The 20,915-nt window shown below is 62.1% G+C and carries 17 protein-coding genes; 5 read left to right on the top strand and 12 right to left on the bottom strand.

The window, feature by feature from the left end:
- Positions 1–18 precede the first annotated feature (18 nt).
- The 7 genes from nadC to FKV68_RS05835 all read right to left on the bottom strand — a co-directional run bounded on the left by nadC (position 19) and on the right by FKV68_RS05835 (position 9,682).
- A complete protein-coding gene (gene nadC, locus FKV68_RS05865) occupies positions 19–921 on the bottom strand; it encodes a carboxylating nicotinate-nucleotide diphosphorylase (protein ID WP_180940579.1) in 903 nt (300 codons plus the stop codon).
- 53 nt (positions 922–974) lie between these two features.
- The gene (locus tag FKV68_RS05860; RefSeq protein WP_180940578.1) at positions 975–2,573 is read right to left on the bottom strand and encodes an L-aspartate oxidase; all 1,599 of its coding nucleotides are present in this window, start codon (positions 2,571–2,573) and stop codon (positions 975–977) included.
- A gap of 56 nt (positions 2,574–2,629) precedes the next feature.
- Positions 2,630–3,709 carry a quinolinate synthase NadA gene (gene nadA, locus FKV68_RS05855; protein WP_180940577.1) on the bottom strand — a complete coding sequence of 360 codons (1,080 nt, stop codon included), beginning with the start codon at positions 3,707–3,709 and terminating at the stop codon, positions 2,630–2,632.
- 163 nt (positions 3,710–3,872) lie between these two features.
- Positions 3,873–5,111, bottom strand: a complete 1,239-nt coding sequence (locus FKV68_RS05850; RefSeq protein ID WP_180940576.1) for an MFS transporter — start codon at positions 5,109–5,111, stop codon at positions 3,873–3,875.
- 166 nt (positions 5,112–5,277) lie between these two features.
- Positions 5,278–6,129, bottom strand: a complete 852-nt coding sequence (locus tag FKV68_RS05845; protein WP_180940575.1) for an MOSC domain-containing protein — start codon at positions 6,127–6,129, stop codon at positions 5,278–5,280.
- Positions 6,130–6,209: 80 nt separating this feature from the next.
- Entirely contained in the window at positions 6,210–6,866 is a 657-nt protein-coding gene (locus FKV68_RS05840) for an HD domain-containing protein (protein WP_180940574.1), read from the bottom strand.
- On the bottom strand, positions 6,863–9,682 hold the full coding sequence (locus FKV68_RS05835; protein WP_180940573.1) for a DUF2339 domain-containing protein: 2,820 nt from the start codon (positions 9,680–9,682) through the stop codon (positions 6,863–6,865). The genes FKV68_RS05840 and FKV68_RS05835 overlap by 4 nt, the downstream gene beginning before the upstream one ends.
- A 198-nt stretch (positions 9,683–9,880) precedes the next feature.
- On the opposite strand from FKV68_RS05835, the gene FKV68_RS05830 reads away from it, so the two are divergent.
- Positions 9,881–11,893, top strand: a complete 2,013-nt coding sequence (locus FKV68_RS05830) for a PhoX family protein (protein ID WP_180940572.1) — start codon at positions 9,881–9,883, stop codon at positions 11,891–11,893.
- 69 nt (positions 11,894–11,962) lie between these two features.
- Here the strand turns inward: FKV68_RS05830 and recO are convergent, their stop codons facing one another.
- Entirely contained in the window at positions 11,963–12,712 is a 750-nt protein-coding gene (gene recO, locus FKV68_RS05825) for a DNA repair protein RecO (RefSeq protein ID WP_180941419.1), read from the bottom strand.
- Positions 12,713–12,938: 226 nt separating this feature from the next.
- Between recO and FKV68_RS05820 the strand changes: the two genes are divergently transcribed.
- Positions 12,939–13,679, top strand: coding sequence for a L,D-transpeptidase (locus FKV68_RS05820; protein WP_180940571.1), 741 nt, complete (start codon positions 12,939–12,941; stop codon positions 13,677–13,679).
- A gap of 79 nt (positions 13,680–13,758) precedes the next feature.
- Here the strand turns inward: FKV68_RS05820 and FKV68_RS05815 are convergent, their stop codons facing one another.
- Positions 13,759–14,121 (bottom strand): VOC family protein, encoded by a 363-nt coding sequence (locus FKV68_RS05815; protein ID WP_180940570.1) that lies wholly within the window; start codon positions 14,119–14,121, stop codon positions 13,759–13,761.
- Positions 14,122–14,132: 11 nt separating this feature from the next.
- Entirely contained in the window at positions 14,133–14,615 is a 483-nt protein-coding gene (locus FKV68_RS05810; protein ID WP_180940569.1) for an SRPBCC domain-containing protein, read from the bottom strand.
- Between the two features lie 51 nt (positions 14,616–14,666).
- Here FKV68_RS05810 and FKV68_RS05805 point away from each other — a divergent pair, with 51 nt between their 5' ends.
- The 3 genes from FKV68_RS05805 (at position 14,667) to rkpK (ending at position 17,546) form a co-directional block, all read left to right on the top strand.
- Positions 14,667–14,999: an ArsR/SmtB family transcription factor gene (locus FKV68_RS05805; RefSeq protein WP_180940568.1), complete on the top strand. Its 333-nt coding sequence runs from the start codon at positions 14,667–14,669 to the stop codon at positions 14,997–14,999.
- 70 nt (positions 15,000–15,069) lie between these two features.
- Entirely contained in the window at positions 15,070–16,095 is a 1,026-nt protein-coding gene (locus FKV68_RS05800) for an NAD-dependent epimerase (RefSeq protein ID WP_180940567.1), read from the top strand.
- A 137-nt stretch (positions 16,096–16,232) separates the two neighbouring features.
- Positions 16,233–17,546 (top strand): UDP-glucose 6-dehydrogenase, encoded by a 1,314-nt coding sequence (gene rkpK, locus FKV68_RS05795; RefSeq protein ID WP_180940566.1) that lies wholly within the window; start codon positions 16,233–16,235, stop codon positions 17,544–17,546.
- 311 nt (positions 17,547–17,857) lie between these two features.
- Here rkpK and FKV68_RS05790 read toward each other — a convergent pair whose 3' ends face one another.
- Positions 17,858–18,172 (bottom strand): hypothetical protein, encoded by a 315-nt coding sequence (locus FKV68_RS05790; protein WP_180940565.1) that lies wholly within the window; start codon positions 18,170–18,172, stop codon positions 17,858–17,860.
- Between the two features lie 246 nt (positions 18,173–18,418).
- Positions 18,419–20,722, bottom strand: a complete 2,304-nt coding sequence (locus tag FKV68_RS05785; RefSeq protein ID WP_180940564.1) for a Tex family protein — start codon at positions 20,720–20,722, stop codon at positions 18,419–18,421.
- Positions 20,723–20,915 lie beyond the last annotated feature (193 nt).

The raw sequence follows: 20,915 nt of genomic DNA, 5'->3' as shown, positions 1-20,915 counted from the left end.
ACGCTGCTCGCGGCGAACCTAGATCGTCACGTCGAGGCCGATATCGAGCGTGGGTGCCGCCATGGTGATCTTCGACGTGGAGACGTAATCGACGCCTGTCTCGGCGAGCGCCCGGATCGTGTCGAGCTTGACGTTGCCCGACGCTTCGAGCCGCGTGCGGCGCGGATCGGCGGCATAGTCAGCCGGGCTCAGGCGCCAATGCTCGGCATTGACCGTAACGGCCTCGCGCAGCAACTCCGGTCCCATATTGTCGAGCAGGATGACGTCCGGTGCAGCAGTCAGCGCCTCGCGCATCTGCGCTAGCCCGTCGACCTCGACCTCTACCTTGACGAGATGGCCGCAATAGGTGCTTGCGGCACGAATGGCGCCGGCGACACCGCCGGAAACCGCAATGTGATTGTCCTTGATCAGTACCGCGTCGTCGAGGCCATAGCGATGGTTTGAGCCCCCGCCGAGACGAACAGCGTATTTCTCCAGGGCGCGCAGGCCGGGGATGGTCTTGCGCGTGCAGCAGACCTTGGCGGTCGTATGCGCGATCTCATCGGCGAATTTCGCCGTATAGGTGGCGATCCCGGAGAGATGCATGAGGAAATTGAGAGCGACACGCTCCGCGGACAGCAGACCCCTTGCGCGGCCCGAAATCCGGGCAATGTCGGTACCGGGTGCGACGCGATCACCGTCCGCTGCGAGGGGTTCGAAGCGGATCGACGGATCGACCAGCCGAAACGCCACCCGCGCCAATTCAAGCCCGGCGATGACGCCCGCATCGCGAACGCGCAGGGTCGCCGATGCCGTCATATCCGGACCAATCGTCGACAGCGTCGTGATATCGCCGGCACGGCCAAGATCCTCCAGGAGGGCGGTCCTCACCTGGTCTTCGACCATGAGGGCGGGCAGTTCCGGGCGTAGCGCGGCAGTCATGGGCTTGGCTCCTGCAGGGATGTCATCTAACGATCGCAGATACCGGGCCGGCATCACGCCGGCTCGGTTTCGGCCACTTCCGCGGCGAGGCGTTCGGCCTGCGCCAGCGTCAGGTACGTGCGCCGCCGCCATTCGGGACGCTCGGACGGGCAGTCGGCGCGGAAATGACCGCCGCGGCTTTCCGTTCGCTGAAGAGCTGCGACGGCAATAAGCTTGGCGGTGGTTATGATGTTCGCGAAGCGCAGGCGGTTGTTGGCGCGCTCCAGCGCCGCAATCTCGCGCATCGCCCGCGTCAGGCTCTCGCGCGTGCGAATAACGCCGACGCACTCGCTCATCAGGCTGCGCAGGATCTTGAACGGCGGGCTGTCCTCGACCGTCACCGGATCATCGTTCTCGCCAGCATTGTCGCCCCACTCGCTGAGCTTCGGCGCCGGCAAGGTACCCTTGATGCTTTCCGCGATACGCGCGGCGAAGACAACGGCCTCCAGCAGCGAGTTCGAAGCAAGGCGATTGGCGCCGTGAACACCGGTCGAGGTCACCTCGCCGGCTGCCCAGAGACCATCGATCGAGGTGCGGCCCTGCCCGTCGGTCAGCACGCCGCCCATGTGATAGTGAACGGCCGGGACGACCGGGATCGGTTGCGTCACCGGATCGATGCCAGCCGCAAGGCAGGAGGCATAAACGGTCGGGAACATCTCCGGGAAATGTTTGCCGACGGCCTTGGTGCAATCGAGGAAGGCGCCACGCCCGGCCTGCACTTCGGCGAAGACACCGCGCGAGACGATGTCCCGCGGCGCGAGCTCGCCGTCGGGATGAATATCGAGCATGAAACGGTGACCTGCGGAATTGACAAGCACGGCACCGTCACCGCGCAGCGCCTCCGTCGCCAAAGGCGCCGGGTCCTTGCCGATATTGATCGCGGTCGGGTGGAATTGGACGAACTCCGGATCGGCGATGATGGCGCCTGCCCGTGCAGCCATGCCGACACCCTGGCCGCAAGCCTCCCAAGGATTGGTGGTGACGGCGTAGAGATGTCCGATGCCGCCGGAGCAGAGAACGACGGCGCGCGCCGGGAACGAAACGCGGACCTTCGATTGACCGGCATCCGGCCTTGCGATGACGCCGGAGATGAAGCGCCCTTCGCGCACCAGTTCCTCGACCACGTAGCCTTCGATGACGCGAATAGACGGAGTCCTGCGCACGGCTGCGATCAACGCTTCCATGATCGCCTTGCCGGCCATATCGCCCCTGACGCGAACGATGCGCCGTTCGGAATGCGCCGCCTCGCGCGAAAGCAGCAGTTTGCCTTCAAGATCGCGGTCGAAGGGCACGCCGTAATCGAGCAGGTCGTGAATGCGCGCCGGTCCCTCGGCGACCATCATCCGTGTCATTTTCTCGTCGACGATGCCAGCGCCGGCGGTGACCGTATCGGCAACGTGCTTTTCGAACGTGTCGCCGGGGCTCATCGCAGCCGCGATTCCGCCTTGCGCCCAGGCAGACGAGGCGCCGTGCCCGATCGGGGCAGCGGCAAGGATGGTCACGGGACGCGGCGCCAGCTTCAGCGCGCAGAAGAGCCCGGCAAGGCCGCCGCCGACGATGACGATGTCATCGATGCCGTTGAAGGATTGCGGGCGAAAATGGTCTTTCAGCATGGCTCGGTACTCCTCCAGCCGCATGCATGGTGCCGGGCCATAGGCCCGGACATCGACTATTGCTTGAGGTTCACCATGCGCTCGACCGCAAGGCGGGCGCGGCCGGCGATCGCCGGATCGACAAGAACCTCCTCCGTCATGTTAAGCAAGCTGTCGAGGATCTTCGGCAGCGTTATGCGCTTCATGTGCGGACAGAGATTGCACGGTTTGACGAAATCGACGCCCTGAACTTCCGCCTGGATATTGGAAGCCATGGAGCATTCGGTGACAAGCAGCACCTTTTGCGGCCGATTGTCCTTGACGTAGTTGATCATGCCCGACGTAGAGCCGGCAAAATCGCAGACGGCGATGACATCGGGGTGGCATTCCGGATGGCCGATGATCTCGATGCCCGGATTGGCCTCCTTGTAGGCGAGGAGTTCCGCGGCGGTGAAGCGCTCATGGACCTCGCAATGGCCCTTCCAGGTGAGGATCTTCTTGTTCGTCTGCCGCGCGACGTTCATCGCGAGATATTCGTCGGGAATGCAGAGGACGGTGTCCGATTCCAGGCTCTCAATGACCGCCAGCACGTTGGACGAAGTGCAGCAGATGTCGGTCTCCGCCTTCACGTCGGCCGAGGTGTTGACGTAGGTGACGACCGGCACGCCGGGATAACGTTCCTTGAGCAGGCGCACATCCGCGCCGGTGATCGATTCGGACAGCGAGCAGCCCGCCTTGGCATCGGGGATCAGCACCGTCTTTTCTGGATTGAGGAGCTTCGAGGTCTCCGCCATGAAGTGTACGCCGCACTGGACGATGATTTCGGCGTCGACCTTGGTGGCGTCGCGAGCGAGCTGCAGCGAATCCCCGACGATATCCGCGACGCAATGGAAAATATCGGGCGTCTGGTAATTGTGCGCGAGAATGACGGCGTTGCGCTCCTTCTTCAGCCGATTGATCGCGTGAACATAGGGCGCGTAGGCGGCCCACTCGATGGCCGGGATGAAATCCTTGACCTTTTCGTAGAGATGCGCAGTTTCGCGGGCGATCGCCGGCGTGTAGGCGAGGTCCGGCTTTTCCATGACGCCGAAGCGCGCGGCCGCGCTGACGAATGCCGGGGCTGGCGCCGCATCCGCGCGAAGGTCAAGTCTGGTCATCGGGCTCTCCTCTCCCGCCGTCCCTGGCGGTTTCTATTTATGCTCATCTTGAGCATAAATAGGTCAAAACAAAAGCGGCGAAGCCGCGGCGACTGATTTAGAAAGTTTTGTGACAGATTTCAAGAAGGATGCGCCCATTCGGACGCATCGGTATTGTCGCCGGTCAGGCCATCGCCGGTCTTGCGACGCCCCTCTCCTCGATCGGCCAGTGGACGATGGCCGCAAAGACGCCGAGCGCGACGCCCAGCCACCAGACCGGATCATAGGAACCGAAGTGGTCGTAGAGATAGCCGCCCATCCACACGCCGAGGAAGGAACCAATCTGGTGGGAAAGGAAGACGATGCCGCCGAGCAGGCCGAGATGCCTCGTTCCGAACATGATTGCCACCAAGCCATTGGTCGGAGGCACGGTCGACAGCCACAAGAGGCCCATGACGACGGCGAAGATGATGACCGAGGTCGGCGACTGCGGCAGCAGCAGGAAGGCTGCGACAGCAACCGAGCGGGCAAGATAGATCAGCGCCAGGAAATAGGGCTTCGAATAACGCTGCCCGATAATGCCGGCCGAGAACGACCCGATGATGTTGAAGAAGCCAATCAGCGCAAGCGCAATCACCGCGTAACGGGCATCTATGCCGATGTCGCCAATATAGGCGGGGAAATGGGCAGTGATGAAGGCGACCTGATAGCCGCAGACGAAGAAACCCGAAACCAGCAACAGATAGCTTCTGTGCCCCATTGCTTCCCTCAGAGCCTCGCCGACCGTCTGCTTGTACAGCGTTTCCGACTGGCGGCCCGAGGAGGCATTGCCGCGCAGGGGGATTGCGACGAGGGGGACAAGCAGCATCAGTACGCCGAGATAGACAAGGCTGTCGGACCATCCGTAGGCGGAAATAAGCCCTTGGCTGAGCGGCGCGAACAGGAACATGCCGGCGGAGCCGGCGGCCGTGCCGATGCCGAAAGCGAGAGAGCGCTGCTCCGGCGCGACATTGCGTGCGAAAGCGGAAAGCACGATGCCGAAGGAGCCTGACGCGACACCGAGACCGACAATTACGCCGCCGCCGACATGCAGCCAGATCGGAGCATTGGCAAAGGCCATGATGACGAGACCCGCCGCATAGAGAAGACCGGACAGCGCCAGCACGCGCCAGGTGCCGAATTTATCGGCTATCGCGCCGAAGAACGGCTGGCCAAGACCCCAGCAGAGGTTCTGAAGCGCCATAGCAAGGCCGAACGTCGTTCGATCCCACCCCATGTCGGCAACCATCGGCAACTGAAAGAAACCCATGGCAGAGCGCGGACCGAAGGTGAGCATCGCGATCACGGAACCGGCGACGATGATCAGCCACGGCAGGCTGCTGCGCTCGGAAACGCGGGGTGCGGTGGCAGAAACAGCGGACATCGTGGGGCTCCGATCGATGAGGGGCCATGGCTATGGCAGCCCAAATTGATGAGGGCGCATGCTATGGCGACGCTCAAATTGAGGAAAGCCAATTAATTTGACGATGTGATCACAGGAATTGATGGCGCATGTCGGCAAAGCCGCCATTTGGGGGGCATGACACAGTTCAATTGGTGTTGCGCATCTTCATCGGCCAGCGCTCGCCGCGCCGGCGAATGACCCTGGCCTCGTCGCCGAGCTTGACGGTGCCCTCGCCTCGCGGCACCGCGTTCCAACCGAAGAGAACACCCGCCACGCGCCGGTCCGCGGACATCCGCTTTTCCGCAAGACCTTGGATCGGATTGCCGCCGATTCGCTCGCCCGTCTGCTGGTCCTGGGTGGTCATGATGCAGCGGGCGCAGGGTTTGACGAGATCAAAGGTGATGCCCCCGATCTCCAGGCTTTCCCACCAATCCTCCTCCCAGGATTCATCGCAATCGATCAGGATGTTGGTGCGGAAACGCTCCATGCCGACCGGCTCTTGCCCCTTCTCGATCAGCGAGCGGTTCAGGTCGGCAAGCGACCCGGTCGTCGTGATGAGGATCGGAAAGCCATCGGCAAATCCGACCGGCGCTGCCGCGCCCGCCCATTCGCCGCCCACGAAGCGCTCCGCCTGTTCGTCCATGTGGACGAGCTTCACCGGCCGCCCAAACCAGCCGGAAAGCACGTCATTGGCAGCATCGTCGGCCACCGCGGCATCGACATCGCTCGACCAGACGCGGACGTCGAGCCGACGATCCGAATCGAAGCGCACCGACAATTCATTGCCTTTCATTTTCAGGTGCACGCCACCGTCGATGTGCGCCGCTTCGACCTGTGCCAGCGCCTGCAACTCGCGTTGGGTGATGAAGTGGCCATCCGGTTCGACCACCATGAAACGCCTGTCGCCGGCAAGCCCATCGACATTGACGGTCACCTCGCTTTGCGGAATTGCGCGGCCGCTCTTCAACGGGTGGATGTTAAGGCCGGTCACTTTCATGTCGATCCTTCCCGAGTTCAGAAACTGATTCAGGCCGCTCGCACGCTGATTCACGGAGCGGCGCCAATCCGTTGAAAGATTTAGATTTCATCGAGCAGCATGGCAAGCACGCCACGCAGCCTTGCTTGCCGCTCGGTCGCCAGCCGCCGCCCTGTCGCCGTCTTGAAGCCGTCGGCGAGACGAAAGAGCTTTGTCTCGAAGTGATCGATCGCGAAGGCCTTGTCGTCGAGCGGCCGGGCCTCGGCCAGCGGGTCGAGCGGATCATAGAGCCCGCTGCCCATGCGTCCGGCGATATAGAAGCAGCGCGCCGCGCCGACCATGCCGATTGCGTCCAGCCGGTCCGCATCTTGCAGGATTTTCGCCTCCAGCGTTTCGGGCGCCAAGTTGGCGGAAAAGCTGTGGGTCAGGATTGCATGGGCGACGGGCGAAATGTCCGCCGTGCGCCAGCCGAGTCCGTCGAGGATTTGCCAGGCTTTCTCGGCGGCAAGGCGGGAAGCCTCGGCACGCTGCGGCGAATCCTTCTCGACCGAAACGCAATCATGAAGAAGAACGGCGGCTGCGAGAATGCCTATGTCGCCGCCCTCCTCGGCCTGTATGCGCGCGGCGTTTTTCCAGACGCGAATGAGGTGAGAGGCATCATGCGAGCCGTCGCCATCGGCAAAGGCATGCGGCAATAGCTTCGCCGCAAGCTCGCCATGAGGTGCAAAGGCCACGGCCAGTTCCGGAAGGCGTGTCATGCGCGGCTTGTCCTTTCGCCTGCCCCGGTCGCGGTTCCAGCGCCGCCCGTCCGGCCGCCATTCCCCGCGTTGGAGAGGATCTTCTGGTAGAAGAGTCCGATACCGATCAGTACGCCACCAAGGCCGATGAAGGACAGGGCGCGCAGGAAGCCTTCCAAATTCGACATATCGATAAGGAAGACCTTGAGCACGGCGATGAAGACGAGCACCGCCGATGCAATGCGAATGCTCTTCGCATTGAAGCGTGAGCCAACGACCAGGAGCAGCACGCCGAGTACAAGCCAGACGACCGAATAGGTGTAGGTTTCCCCCTGGACGAAGCCCGTCCAGTTCGCGATGTTCTCCCCTTGCCAGAAACGGCGAACGCTGAGGCTCGCCCAGGCAAAGGCGAGGACGGCACTGCTGACGGCAAGCGCAGCCGCATAAGGCCAGGGGCGCTTGTCGCGCGCATACCAGGAGAGGCCGGCGTAAGCGATGCCGGGCAGCAGGTAGCCGATGAAGAGCAGGTCGAAGAAGGGAATCCTACCGAGCAGTTCGCCACTGAAATAGGGATTGAGACCGACAAGGTGTGCGGAAAGGACCGACAGCATCGAAAGCCCGCCCAGCACCATGCCTCCGTAACGGAAGACCGGGCTCGGCGACCTCGTGTCGAGGGTCATGAAGATGCCGGATGCGCCGATTGCGAGCAGCGTATAGATGGACTGCTCCGCAAGCGTCGGAACAGAGCTGTCCAGAACGCCGCCGTTCATTGCGTGACGAACAAGGATGGCCAGTGTCAGCAGCACGAAAAGGCTGGCCAGCGCCTGCAGCAGATTGCGCACACGCGTCGCCGGCGAGGCGCGAAGCAGATAGGCGGACGTCACCAGCAGCAACGCCGGAATGCCATAGCCCGGCAGGAGGGCATTGAATACCGGCGTCTTTGAGAGATTGCCGGCACCGACGATCGTCGGCTCCCAGGCGATCCGCGCCAGAACCACAACGGCAGATCCGACAGTTATCCAGGGCAGAACGGGCCAGGAGCGAGCGCGCGTGGCCAAGCTGTACCCGGCGCCGAGCAGAGCGATCGCAAGAGTCGTGACGAGCCCGTCCGTCCAGGCATGCAGGCCGAGGACAAAGAGGCCGAAGGAGCCCGCCACCAACAGCCCGCCAGCGATATGCAAATCCCTCGTTTCGGCGCTTCGGCGGTATAACCACTCCACGAGACCAAGCAGAAACAAACCGCCGATGACGGCTGCGAGCCCGTGTGGCAGATCGAACGCGAATTTGCCCGTCATGAGAAAGGACATGGTCAAAAGGGCGTTTGGCACGATGGCGCCGATGCCCGCCCACAGGATGGCAAACTGCGATTGTGTCGCGAGCCGCCTGGCGAGCACGAAGGAAGCGAGCAGGACGAAGACAGCCGACAGCACCATCGCGGTCAGCATCGCCGTGCCGCCGGAAACGACGATCTCGGGCTGCGCGCGAGACGGATCGAGATAGGCAAGAACGTTGCTGAGCGCAGTCAGGCTCCACGTTCCGGCCATCGCGCCGAAGGCGGCGAAGAGAGCCGGATAGATTGCCGTTGCCCTCAGCGCGCCGACCAAGGCCAACGCTGCGGTTACCACGACAAACTCCTGGACCGGCAAGTTTGCGGCAGTGACGGCCGGGCTGATGAAGACGAGCGCGAGAACCGTTGCTGCAATCGCGGCCGAAACCGTGACTGCCACATGGGGCGGCGCGAACAGTCTCTCCCATGGGCTGGCCGCACGCCCCGCCTCCGGCGCGCCCTCTGCTTCGGCCGCTCGCTCAGCGGTACCTGGCCAGATCAATCCGACGCCCGCGATCATCACCAGGAGTGCAAAAGCGACCGGCGGCGCCTCGAAGGGTGTCACGCCGACAACATAGGCGAGCCCCCAGAGGCCAAGCCCGACATTGGCGAGTGTGGGGACAACCGTCCAGCGGCGCAGGCGCGAGGCGCAGAGCGTCGCAAGCCAGGCAATCGCGAGGAAGCCGAACAGCACCCAGGGTCGAGGCTCTGTGCTCGATACAAACAAGGGTGTGAGCAGCGAGGCGAGCAGCCCGAGCCCGGCAAGAGCCTGGCCATGCAGCAGCGACAGAGCGACCGTCACCAGCGAAACCAGCGCCAGCAGCACAAAAGCGGTCGCGGTGCCGATGAATCCGTAAATGCCGTGCGCAGCATAGACGACACCGAACAGCGTGACGGTACCGGCCGCCGTCAGCACTCCCGGGATCATCGCATGACGGAACCTGTCAGCAATCGTCGGCACCGCATGACGGCGGATCACTTCGCCGGCGATCCCAAGCACGAGACCGAAAGCCGCCGCAAGCGCCAGTCGAACGGCCGGACTCAGCAGCCCTGCATCGATCGAATATTGCACCAGGAAGTAGCCGCCGAGCGCCAGTGCCAGGCCGCCGACCCAAACGGGCCATTGACCGCCGATTCGACTTTCAAGGCTTTCTGCTGCAGGTGCCGGAGCTTCCGCGACAGCAGCGGCGGCGGCAACCTGCTCGGCTTGGCCCGCCGTCTCGACCCGGTCCGGCACCTCCCCGCCCCCGCCCATGCGCGCGCCCTCGCGCGCTGCCCGCGACCAGGGCCCATCCTTCCCCTCGTCTTCAATGGCGGTCGTTTCCGGAGCCTGCGCTTCGTCGGCCGCCTGCGGGGGAGCAGGTTCGGCCGCGGTCCGCCGCTCGTTCAATCGAGCGATCTCGACCTTCAACGAGTTGATCTCGTTCTCCAGCCGCTCCGCGGCCCTTCGGCCACCGAGAAAAGCGGCAAGCGCCATGGCAAAAGCAACAAAGGCAATGACTTCCAGCATCTTTCCCCCTGGCTGTAGTCTTCGCGGGCTGCTCGCGACCATACAGGTTTTCGCCCAAGCACCAAATGCATTGACGGGAGGGCGCAGCAATCTCTTCACTGAACTGTCGCGGAACTGTCATGAACTTGCTGCTACAGCGGCAGGCGGACGTCGCAGAATGCGCGGCGGCTTCTATCGTTCAAAGAGGAGAACCAGGCAATGGACAAGTATCTCGCCTCAACGGAAGAAACCGAATTCAAGACGCTGACGGAACGGAGGGAGGAACTGGAGGACATCGGCCAGAACTGTTCCACCAATCCGACCATGGGCGACATCATCAATCGCCGCTTCTCGCGCCGCTCCTTCATCGGCGGCTCTTTGGCCGTCGCCGCCATTTCGACGACGGTCAGCCCGCTCGCGCTTTTGACGGCCGATGAAGCGCGCGCCGAGGACGCGTCGCGTTTCGACTTCACCGAAGTCGAGGCGGGCGTCGACCAAAACCACCACGTCGCCGACGGCTATGATGCCGATATCCTTCTGCGCTGGGGCGACAAGGTTTTTGCCGACAGCCCGGACTTCGACCCGAAAAGCCAGACCGCTGCGGCCCAGGAGAAACTCTTCGGCTACAACAACGACTATATCGGCTTCATTCCGCTGGAGGACAGCTCGGATCATGGTCTGCTGGTCGTCAACCATGAATACACCAACGCGGAACTGATGTTCCCGGCCTTCGCTTCGATCGTGAAGGAGAAGGTGACCAAGGACGGCAAGGAAGTCGAAGAGGAAAAGGTCAGCCTTGGCGAATACACCAAAGACCTCGTCGACATCGAAATGGCCGCCCATGGCGGCACGATCATCGAGATCCGCAAGGTGGACGGCAAGTGGCAGCCGGTGCTCGACGGCAAATACAACCGCCGTATCACGCTCAACACCGAAATGCAGCTTTCCGGACCTGTCGCGGGTCATGACCGCGTGAAGACCCCTTCCGACCCGACCGGCAAAAAAGTCTATGGCACGGTCAATAATTGCGCCGGCGGCGTCACCGCCTGGGGCACCTACATGATGGCCGAAGAAAACTTCAACGGCTATTTCGGCGGCGAACTCGCCGATGACCATCCGGAATTTAAGCAGCTGAAGCGTCTTGGAGCACCGGGCGGACAGTACGAGTGGTCGAAATTCTACGATCGCTTCGATGTGTCGAAGGAGCCGACCGAGGCCAATCGCTTCGGCTGGATCGTCGAAGTGGATGCCCTCGACCCGACCTCCGTCCCGAAGAAGCGCACGGCGCTTGGCCGGTTCAAGCACGAAGGCTGCGAATCCATCGTCAACAAGGACGGGCGCGTCGTGCTCTATACCGGCGACGACGAGCGCTACGATTACGTCTACAAATTCGTGACCAAGGGTACCTACAACCCGAACGACCGGGCTGCCAACATGGACCTCTTCGACGAAGGCACGCTCTATGTGGCGAAATTCGACGAAGACGGCACCGTCACCTGGATGCCGCTCGTTCATGGCGAGGGACCGTTGACCGCCGAGAACGGTTTCGCGTCGCAGGCCGACGTGCTGATCGACACGCGGCTTGCGTCGGATGCGCTCGGCGCTACCAAGATGGACCGCCCGGAGGACGTGCAGCCGAACCCGAAGACCGGCAAGGTCTACGTGATGCTGACCAACAACACCAAGCGCACGGCAGAGGAGATCAACAGCGCCAATCCCCGCGCCAAGAACGCCTTCGGTCACATCATCGAAATCACCGAAACGGATGGCGACTTCGCTTCGCTCACCAGCCGTTGGGACGTGCTTTTGAAATGCGGCGATCCGAGCGTTGCCGAAGTCGGTGCGTCGTTCTCGACGGCGACGACCAAGAACGGCTGGTTCGGCATGCCGGACAACTGCACGATCGACGCGGACGGCAGGCTCTGGGTTTCGACGGACGGCAACAACGAAAAGGAAACCGGCCGCACCGATGGCGTCTGGGCGATCGACACCGAAGGCGGAGCACGCGGAACCTCCAAGCTGTTCTTCCGGGTTCCCGTCGGCGCAGAAATGTGCGGACCTTGCTTCAATCCGACATCCGACACATTTTTCCTCGCCGTGCAGCACCCGGGTGACGCCGGTCTTGCCACCTACGAAACGCCGGCGACACGCTGGCCCGACTTCAAGGACGACATGCCGGTGCGTCCGGCCGTGGTGGCCATCACCAAGCGCGGTGGCGGCCGCATCGGCTGACCTACAACGGACGCCGCGTCGCACACGCGGCGTCCAGCTTTGTCGTCGCAGGTTGTCAATAGGCGTCGATCAGGCGGCAGACGGTGGAGAAGATTTCAATGCCTTCAGCGCCGCGTGGACAAACGCGTCACGCACGGAAGAGGCGTCGAGGCCGCGCGGCTCATAGACATGGCGGTTGAGAAAATAGGCGGTCAGGCGGAACGCGGCGGCGAGGCTGTCGTGGTCGGCCGCCTGGCGCCCACCCGGAGACAGGAAACCCGGAAGGGCAAGCATGCGTTCGGCGTAGCGCGCGCCCGCCTCCCGGCTGACGGCGCGGCCGGATTTGGGGGAGACATAGACGAGTTCCTGGCGCGCGCCGGTCGCGGCACATTCCGACAGATCCAGGCCGAAACCGAGGTCGTTCAAGACAGCGAGTTCGAAGCGCACGAACAGTTCCCCGGCGTCCGCCGGGTCCTGGAGATGGTCGACGATGACGGCAAGTGCCTCATAGAGATGCGGATGTGGATCACGCTCCGGGAGTAGCCGCAACAGCGCGCCGAGGGCCTGGATGCCATAGACCGAGGTCGCCGCTTCCATCAGCCTTGCGGCGCGCAGTTGAAGTGGCTCCACGCGAAACTCGCCGAGATGCTCGTCGAGCCTCGCCCGCCAGGTCACCTCGACGGAGTTGCCGGGTTGCAGCACCGGCTGCATTGTGCGCGACCGCCCGGAGCGCACGAGCCCGAGATGCCGTCCATGCGTGCCGGTCATGACTTCCGCGATGACAGAGCTTTCGCCATGCCGCCGGATGCCGAGTATGATGGCTTGATCGCTCCATTGCATGAAACAGGCATACACCCGGCTCTGAAAGCGGATCAAGCACAGATGCTTGGCCTGGGACGAGCCGACGAGAACGGATCTCTCCGCCACTGTCACTTTTTCGCGACACCGGTTGGGGGCCACACTTCCGCCCTTCTCTTGCCTCTTCTCGGACACTTTTGACGCTCAAGCCGGGCGGGTCGTTGGAACGCCTCCCGAGTCCAAGAATTTGCAGTCAGCAGGATCGACTATGTGTGTGTCCCGGAACAGCGCCGGTAGCGCGGCGCGGCTCTTCGCCTTTCTCCTCGTTTCGTCCGTTCTCGCTGGTTGCGCGACAAGCGGCCAAAATGCCAAGCCGAAAGGACCGGATTCCTATTACCTCGCAATGTATGGCCCACAACCGGAAGAAAGGTTCCCGCTTGCTGCTATCGACATCAGCAAGGTCGAGCCTCGCTTTCTGCGCCAGCAGGTGGCCTATCCCACCTCGGAACCGCCGGGCACGATCGTTGTCGACACCCACAATCGCTTCCTCTATCTCGTGCAGGACGGTGGCATGGCATTGCGCTATGGGATCGGCGTCGGCAAGGCGGGGCTGGAATTTCAGGGCGAGGCGCGTGTTGGACGCAAGGCCGAGTGGCCGCGTTGGACGCCGACGTCGGACATGGTCGCACGTGAGCCGGAACGCTATGGGCCGCTCGCCGGCGGCATGGAGCCAGGAATTCGCAACCCGCTCGGTCCGCGCGCGCTCTATCTTTTCCAGGGCAACCGCGACACGCTGTTTCGGATCCACGGCACCACCGAGGCTTGGTCAATAGGCAAGGCCGTTTCGAGCGGCTGCATCCGGCTTTTCAATCCGGACATCATCGATCTTTACAGCCGCGTGCCGACGGATACGCGCGTCGTCGTACTACAGTCCGAACCGCCTATGGACGGGCCGCTCGGAGCGCCAATGTCGGCCATCACCAATGCAGGGCAGCCGCTTTCGATGTGATGCCCGCGCATTGCAGCGTCACGCGTCTTAAGACGTGCAGAGGACGCTGTAGCACTTTGAAACTGTTGCCTGCAGACGTCTACCAGGCGTCGGGCTCGCGTACCATGTGCACGATATTCGCTGGGTTCATGATCCAGCCGCCGCGAAAGCCTTCGCCGAGATCCTCGATCGCATCGCAGCGCACGGCTCCGTTCGCCGCAAGATGGTCGAGCGCCTTCTTATGGTCATCGGTGAAAAGCTCCAGCCAGATTTCCGCCTGGCTGTAGTTTGGCGTCTCATCTATCCAGAGGCGGTTTGGTCCAAGGACGAATCCTTTGGCAGGCGTCTTCTCGTCGAAAGGCGGAAGCCCGACAACGTCGCGGTAGAAGGCAATCACGGCCTCGTATTGATGGCTTGGAACCTTCATGGCGATATTGAGCCCGCCCTTGATCTCTGTCGACATCGCACGAACTCCTACGCTTGCGGCTCAAGCGCCGGCTTGCCCGAGAGTTCGCTGACGTAGTAACCCTCGCGCAAGTTGATGCCATATTCGAGCCAGGCCTTCATGCAGGCGAGCATCTGCGACCAACCTTCGCAGTTCATGTAGGAGCTTTTCTGCCCCTGCTCGTTTTCACGCCAACCGGTTTCAGCAATGGTGACCATCGTTGCGCCGTCATCGAGAGACTTGAAACGCATCTCCACCTTTGTCCGATAGGGAGCTTCGCCCTCGGCCACCTTGGCGTCCCAGCCGAATACGATTCTCTCATTCGGCTCGACGGTTTCCACCTGCACCGGCACCTCGCCCCACCAGGTCACGGTCGTACCGGCGACCAGCGGTGCGCTGACACCGCCAAGCGTCACGAAGTAACGGCTGAGCTGATCCGGATTGACGACAGCGTCGAACACCTGATCGACAGGACGGGCGATCCGGCCATTCACACGAAATTCCAAGGTCATGTCTTCCTCCTTGCCATTGTGTCACACGATAATATGTTATAAAAATATAACATGTCAATCGATTCGAACGACGACGCCGTTTTCAAGGCGCTGGCCAATGGCTTGCGGCGGCAGATGCTGGACGCCCTGAAGGCCGCGCCCCAGACGACCGGCATGCTCTGCGAACAATTCTCGCAGATCGACCGCTGCACCGTGATGCAACACCTGAGGGTCCTGGAGGATGCAAACCTGATTCTTGCCCACCGCGAGGGGCGAGAGCGGTGGAACCATTTGAATGCGCTACCAATTCAAGCCATTCACGATCGCTGGATCAGCCAGTATGCGGATCACGCCATGTCTGTCCTGACGGCCTTGCATCAGAGACTCGAAAGCCCGCCCAAGTGACGGATTCGACTTTCCATCGCTCCGCTTTCTTCGTATGAACTGTCCGACTATGCAATTTGGGGATACCGTCGTGCGCTACCTCATTACCGGCACAGCAGGCTTCATCGGCTTTCACGTCGCCAAACGGCTGATCGACGAGGGTCATTTCGTGGTCGGCTTCGATGGCATGACGCCCTATTACGACGTAACCCTCAAGGAGCGTCGCCACGCGATCCTGAAGCGCTCCAATGGCTTCAAGGCGGTGACGGCGATGCTCGAGGATAGGGCCGCGCTCAACCAGGCTGCTGAGCTTGCCGAGCCCGAGGTGATCATTCATCTCGCAGCGCAGGCGGGCGTTCGCTACAGCCTCGAAAATCCCAAGGCCTATGTCGACTCGAACCTCGTCGGCACCTGGAACGTACTGGAACTTGCGCGCGCGCTTGGCCCCAAACATCTGATGCTCGCCTCGACGTCCTCGATCTATGGCGCCAACGAGAAAATCCCTTTCTCCGAGATGGACCGCGCGGACGAGCCGCTGACGCTCTACGCGGCAACGAAGAAATCGATGGAGTTGATGGCGCATAGCTACGCCCACCTCTACAAGGTGCCGACGACAGCGTTCCGCTTCTTCACGGTCTACGGTCCGTGGGGACGTCCCGACATGGCACTGTTCAAGTTCGTGGATGCGATTCACAATGATCGGCCGATCGACGTCTATGGCGAAGGCCGGATGAGCCGGGACTTCACCTATATCGATGATCTCGTCGAAGGCATCCTCAGGCTTTCGCATGTTGCGCCGGCGGAAGAAAATCGCGTCCCAGCGGCAAAGGCGAAGGACACGCTCTCCCATCAGGCGCCGTTTCGCGTCGTCAATATCGGCGGCGGCCAGCCTGTCGAATTGATGACCTTCGTCGAAACGATCGAAAAGGCAGTCGGGCGGCCCGCCATCCGCAACATGCTTCCGATGCAACAGGGGGACGTTCCGCGCACCTACGCTTCGCCGGATCTGCTCGAAGCGCTGACCGATTTCAAGCCCTCGATTTCGGTCGAGGAGGGTGTCGCGCGCTTTGCGGAATGGTACGAGCAATATTATCGTAAGACCGGCCAGATCGCGTGACCCGTATTGCCCACAAGGTTGCCGCAAAACCTCAGATCGGGCTTAAAATGGTCGCAAATAGGTCTATTTCGCCTTTGATACACGCACTTATCTAACCGACATCCCCAAGAAAAAACCACCAAACAAAGGAAGAACCGATGAAAATCACGATGATCGGCGCCGGCTATGTCGGCCTTGTTTCGGGCGTCTGTTTTGCGGATTTTGGCCACGACGTGATCTGCCTTGACAAGGATGAGGGCAAGATCGAGGCGCTCAAGCAGGGGCAGATCCCGATCTTCGAACCGGGCCTCGACCATCTTGTCGCCAGCAATGTCGCGTCGGGACGCCTGAGCTTTACGACCGACCTCAAGTCCTCCGTCGCAGAAAGCGATGTGATCTTCATCGCCGTCGGCACGCCGTCGCGGCGCGGCGACGGGCATGCCGATCTTTCCTATGTCTATGCCGCCGCTCGAGAGATCGCGACCAACCTCACCGGCTTTACGGTTGTCGTGACGAAGTCGACGGTTCCTGTCGGAACGGGTGACGAGGTCGAGCGCATCATCCGCGAAACCAATCCCGAAGCCGATGTCGCCGTGGTCTCCAATCCGGAGTTTCTGCGCGAGGGTGCAGCGATCGAGGATTTCAAGCGGCCGGATCGCATTGTCCTCGGCCTCAACGGCAATGACCAGCGGGCACGCGACGTGATGACCGAGGTCTATCGCCCGCTCTACCTCAACCAGGCGCCGCTCGTCTTTACGACGCGCCGCACCTCCGAACTGATCAAGTATGCCGGCAACGCCTTCCTGGCGATGAAGATCACCTTCATCAACGAAATGGCCGATCTCTGCGAAAAGGTCGGCGCCGATGTCCAGGATGTCGCGCGCGGCATTGGCCTCGACGGCCGCATCGGCTCGAAGTTCCTGCATGCCGGGCCGGGTTATGGCGGCTCCTGCTTCCCGAAGGATACGCTGGCACTCGTCAAGACCGCGCAGGATCACGACAGTCCGGTTCGTCTGGTCGAGACGACCGTGGCGATCAACGACAACCGCAAGCGTGCGATGGGCCGCAAGGTGATCGCTGCCGCAGGTGGTGATTTGCGCGGGCGCAAGGTCGCCGTCCTCGGCCTCACTTTCAAGCCGAATACGGACGACATGCGCGACAGCCCGGCGATCGCGATCGTGCAGACCCTGCAGGATGCCGGCGCCAAGGTCGTCGGCTACGATCCCGAGGGGGTCGAGAATGCCCGCAAGGTCATCGACGGCATGGATTATGCAACCGATCCCTACGATGCGGCAGCGGATGCCGACGCACTGGTCATCGTTACAGAGTGGAATGAATTCCGCGCGCTCGATTTTGCACGGCTCAAGACCGTGATGAAGACGCCGCTGCTCGTCGACCTGCGCAACATCTACCGCAAGGACGAAGTGGCACGGCACGGTTTCGGCTATGCCAGCATTGGCAGGCCGGATTGATCGCTACAGCGCCGTGCGTCCTTCAGGACGCACAAAGGACGCTGTAAGTCTTTGAATCTACGCATCGTGCTTTCCGAAAATCGATTCCGATTTTCGGGCCGATGCGCTAGGGTAACTTCCGGAAATAGAAGCTACTGCATGTTTCCTTAAGCGTAGCCGATTTAAGGATTAAAAACCTCTACGAATTCAAAGCGTTACAGCGCCGCGCGTCTGATCAGACGGGCGGCGCTGTAACGCTTTTCATGTGACGGCGTACAACATGCCGTCGCGTAACGCCGCTGCGCAGGCCTGTCGGGGCCAGCTTTCCGGGTTTACGCCTTCGGACCTACCTGCGGCATCGGATCCCAGCTCTTTCCGGCGAGAATGACGCAGCTTCGGCCCGAAACGTCCGTGACGATCAGGGTCCAGCTGCCGTTGTCGGCCGCAAAGACCTCCATGACAGCCTGCGGGTTGATCAACCCGATCGCCGCAGGCTTCTCGTCATATTTCTGCGCAAGGAATTCGATCACCTGGGACCGCTCGGCGCAATTCGCGATTGCCTGCGAGTCCGCCGGATGAGGATGTGCCGTCACTGCTGCAGCCAATATGATGGCTCTCGTGAGGCCGCGGATCACATTGCCTGCCATCAGGCACCTCCTTTCGCCGGGAGCTCCCGGCGGAAGAGGATTTCCGCTGACCTGTTCCGCCGTGGCCGGCATTCTATGGTCGACACCTGCTCGCGACCCGAGACCGGTGTCGCCACGAGAGGAGTATGGCGGAAAGCAGGCTAGATCTCAGTTAACTAATATATAGATCGTTCACCTGAAAAGCCGCCATGCCAACAGTCGATGGTGGAGAAACGATGGTTGGCACCGGCCGTTCCACCTTGCCGATCACTTTTGTTTCATCGCCGCCATCAATGCGGCGCCAAGCGCGCCTTGAGCGGCCGCCTCCGATCGCGGCTGACGCTCGGCTGCGTTGCGGGTGCCGCCACTATTCGATGCCGGTCCCCTCGCCTCACGGCCCCTTTCCGCGCCGCCGTCCTTGCGCATCGTAAGACCGATACGCTTACGCGCAACATCGACTTCGGTGACACGCACCTGCACGACATCGCCCGCCTTCACGACCTCATGCGGGTCCTTGACGAAGCGATCGGCCAGTTGCGACACATGGACGAGGCCATCCTGATGCACGCCGATGTCGACGAATGCTCCGAAGGCAGCGACATTCGTCACGGTACCCTCGAGTTGCATCCCGACTTTCAGATCCTTGATGTCATCGACGCCCTCGGTAAAGGTCGCCGTCTTGAAGCTCGGGCGCGGATCGCGGCCCGGCTTTTCCAGCTCGGCAAGAATATCCTTGACCGTCGGCAGGCCGAAACGCTCGTCGACAAAGGCACGTGGATCGAGTTTCTTCAAAGCAGCACTGTCGCCCATCAGCGACCGGACGTCGCGACCGCAAGCGGCGACAATCTTTTTCGCGATCCCGTAGGCCTCCGGGTGCACCGAGGACGCGTCGAGGGGCTCCGCTCCGTTTGGTATCCGCAGAAAGCCGGCGCATTGCTCGAAGGTCCGCGCACCGAGACGTGATACCTTCAAAAGTTGCTGACGGCTGGAAAAGGGTCCTGTCGTGTCACGATGCGCGACGATCGCTTCTGCAGAGGATTTGCCGAGTCCCGAGACGCGCGCCAGCAACGATGCCGAGGCGGTGTTGAGATCGACGCCGACGGCGTTCACCGCATCTTCGACGACCGCGTCCAGCGAGCGGCTGAGCTTCGACTGATCGACATCATGCTGGTATTGCCCAACGCCAATCGATTTCGGCTCGATCTTGACGAGCTCGGCGAGCGGATCCTGCAATCGCCGGGCAATCGAGACGGCACCGCGAAGCGAGACGTCGAGCGTAGGAAATTCGGCCGCCGCCGTCTCGGACGCGGAATAGACCGATGCCCCTGCCTCGGAGACGATGACCTTTGTGGGTGTCGGGGCCGGGAGCTGCGCGAGCATGTCGGCCACAAGCTTCTCGGTCTCGCGGCTGCCGGTGCCGTTGCCGATGGCAATCAGTTCGACCTTGTGCTTGCGGATAAGCGACGCGAGTTCCGCCTGGGTGCCGCGAATGTCGTTCTTCGGCGGAAAAGGATAGACCGTCGTCGTGTCGAGCAACTTGCCGGTGCCGTCGACAACCGCGACCTTGACCCCGGTGCGGATGCCCGGATCAAGCCCCATCGTCGCGCGCGACCCGGCGGGCGCGGCGAGCAGCAGGTCCTTGAGATTGCGCGCGAAGACTCGGATTGCTTCCTCTTCCGCCCGCTCGCGCAACTCACGCATCAAGTCAAGCGAGAGCGACATGGAAAGCTTGACGCGCCAGGTCCAGCCGATCACGTCCGCGAGCCACTTGTCGCCAGGCAGTTGCGCGCCGACATTGTAGGCAGCGGCAATCATGCGCTCGACCGGTTTCATCGGCGACGTGTCGTCCTGGTCGACGACGATATCGACCGAGAGGATCTCCTCGTTCCAGCCGCGCAGCATCGCAAGCGCCCGATGGCCGGGTGCCGTCGCCCAGCGTTCGGAATGATCGAAATAGTCAGAGAATTTCGCACCCGCTTCCTGCTTGCCGTCGACCACCCGGGCGCGCAGGAAGGCCGCATCCTTCATGTAATTGCGCAGACGCCCCAGAAGGTCGGCATTTTCAGTCATGCCTTCGGCGATAATGTCGCGTGCGCCGTCGAGCGCCGCCTTGATGTCCGTTACATCGGCCGTCAAAAACGCTCCGGCGCGGTCAGACGGCGCAACCGACCGATCGGCCAGGATCGCCTCCGCCAGTGGTCCAAGCCCCCGCTCCCGGGCAATCTCGGCTTTGGTTCGCCGCTTCGGTTTGTAGGGCAGATAGATGTCTTCGAGCTCTGCCTTGGTGACCGCACCGGCAATCTTGCGCGCCAGCTCGTCGGTGAGCTTGTCCTGCCCGCGGATAGACTCGATGATGGAATTCCGGCGCGCCTCGAGTTCACGCAGATAGGTGAGCCGCTCCGAGAGCACGCGCAACTGCGTGTCGTCGAGGCCGCCGGTGACCTCCTTGCGATAGCGGGCGATGAAAGGCACCGTCGCTCCCGCGTCGAGCAGGTCGACGGCAGCGGCAACTTGGGCGGGGGTTGCCTTGATCTCGCTTGCGATGATGGCGGCGATGGGCTTTGCGGTCATTCTGCGTTCCGTTCCTGTTTCCAAGCGGACCATACTGGCGCAGACCATCAAGGCCAAGTGAAGCCCGAAGCTCTCTTAGCCGAACTCCACAGAAGATGGCAGAGAAGGCCTGCCGCTTCGTTCACCGGAGACGCGCTGCTCCCCCTTCTCCCAGCCTGGAGGAGAAGGGGCGGCGGGGGCGCCGCCCCTGCCG

It is taken from the genome of Sinorhizobium mexicanum (genome assembly GCF_013488225.1).
Taxonomy (GTDB): Bacteria; Pseudomonadota; Alphaproteobacteria; order Rhizobiales; family Rhizobiaceae; genus Sinorhizobium; species Sinorhizobium mexicanum.
This window is presented reverse-complemented; position numbering and strand designations above follow the sequence as displayed.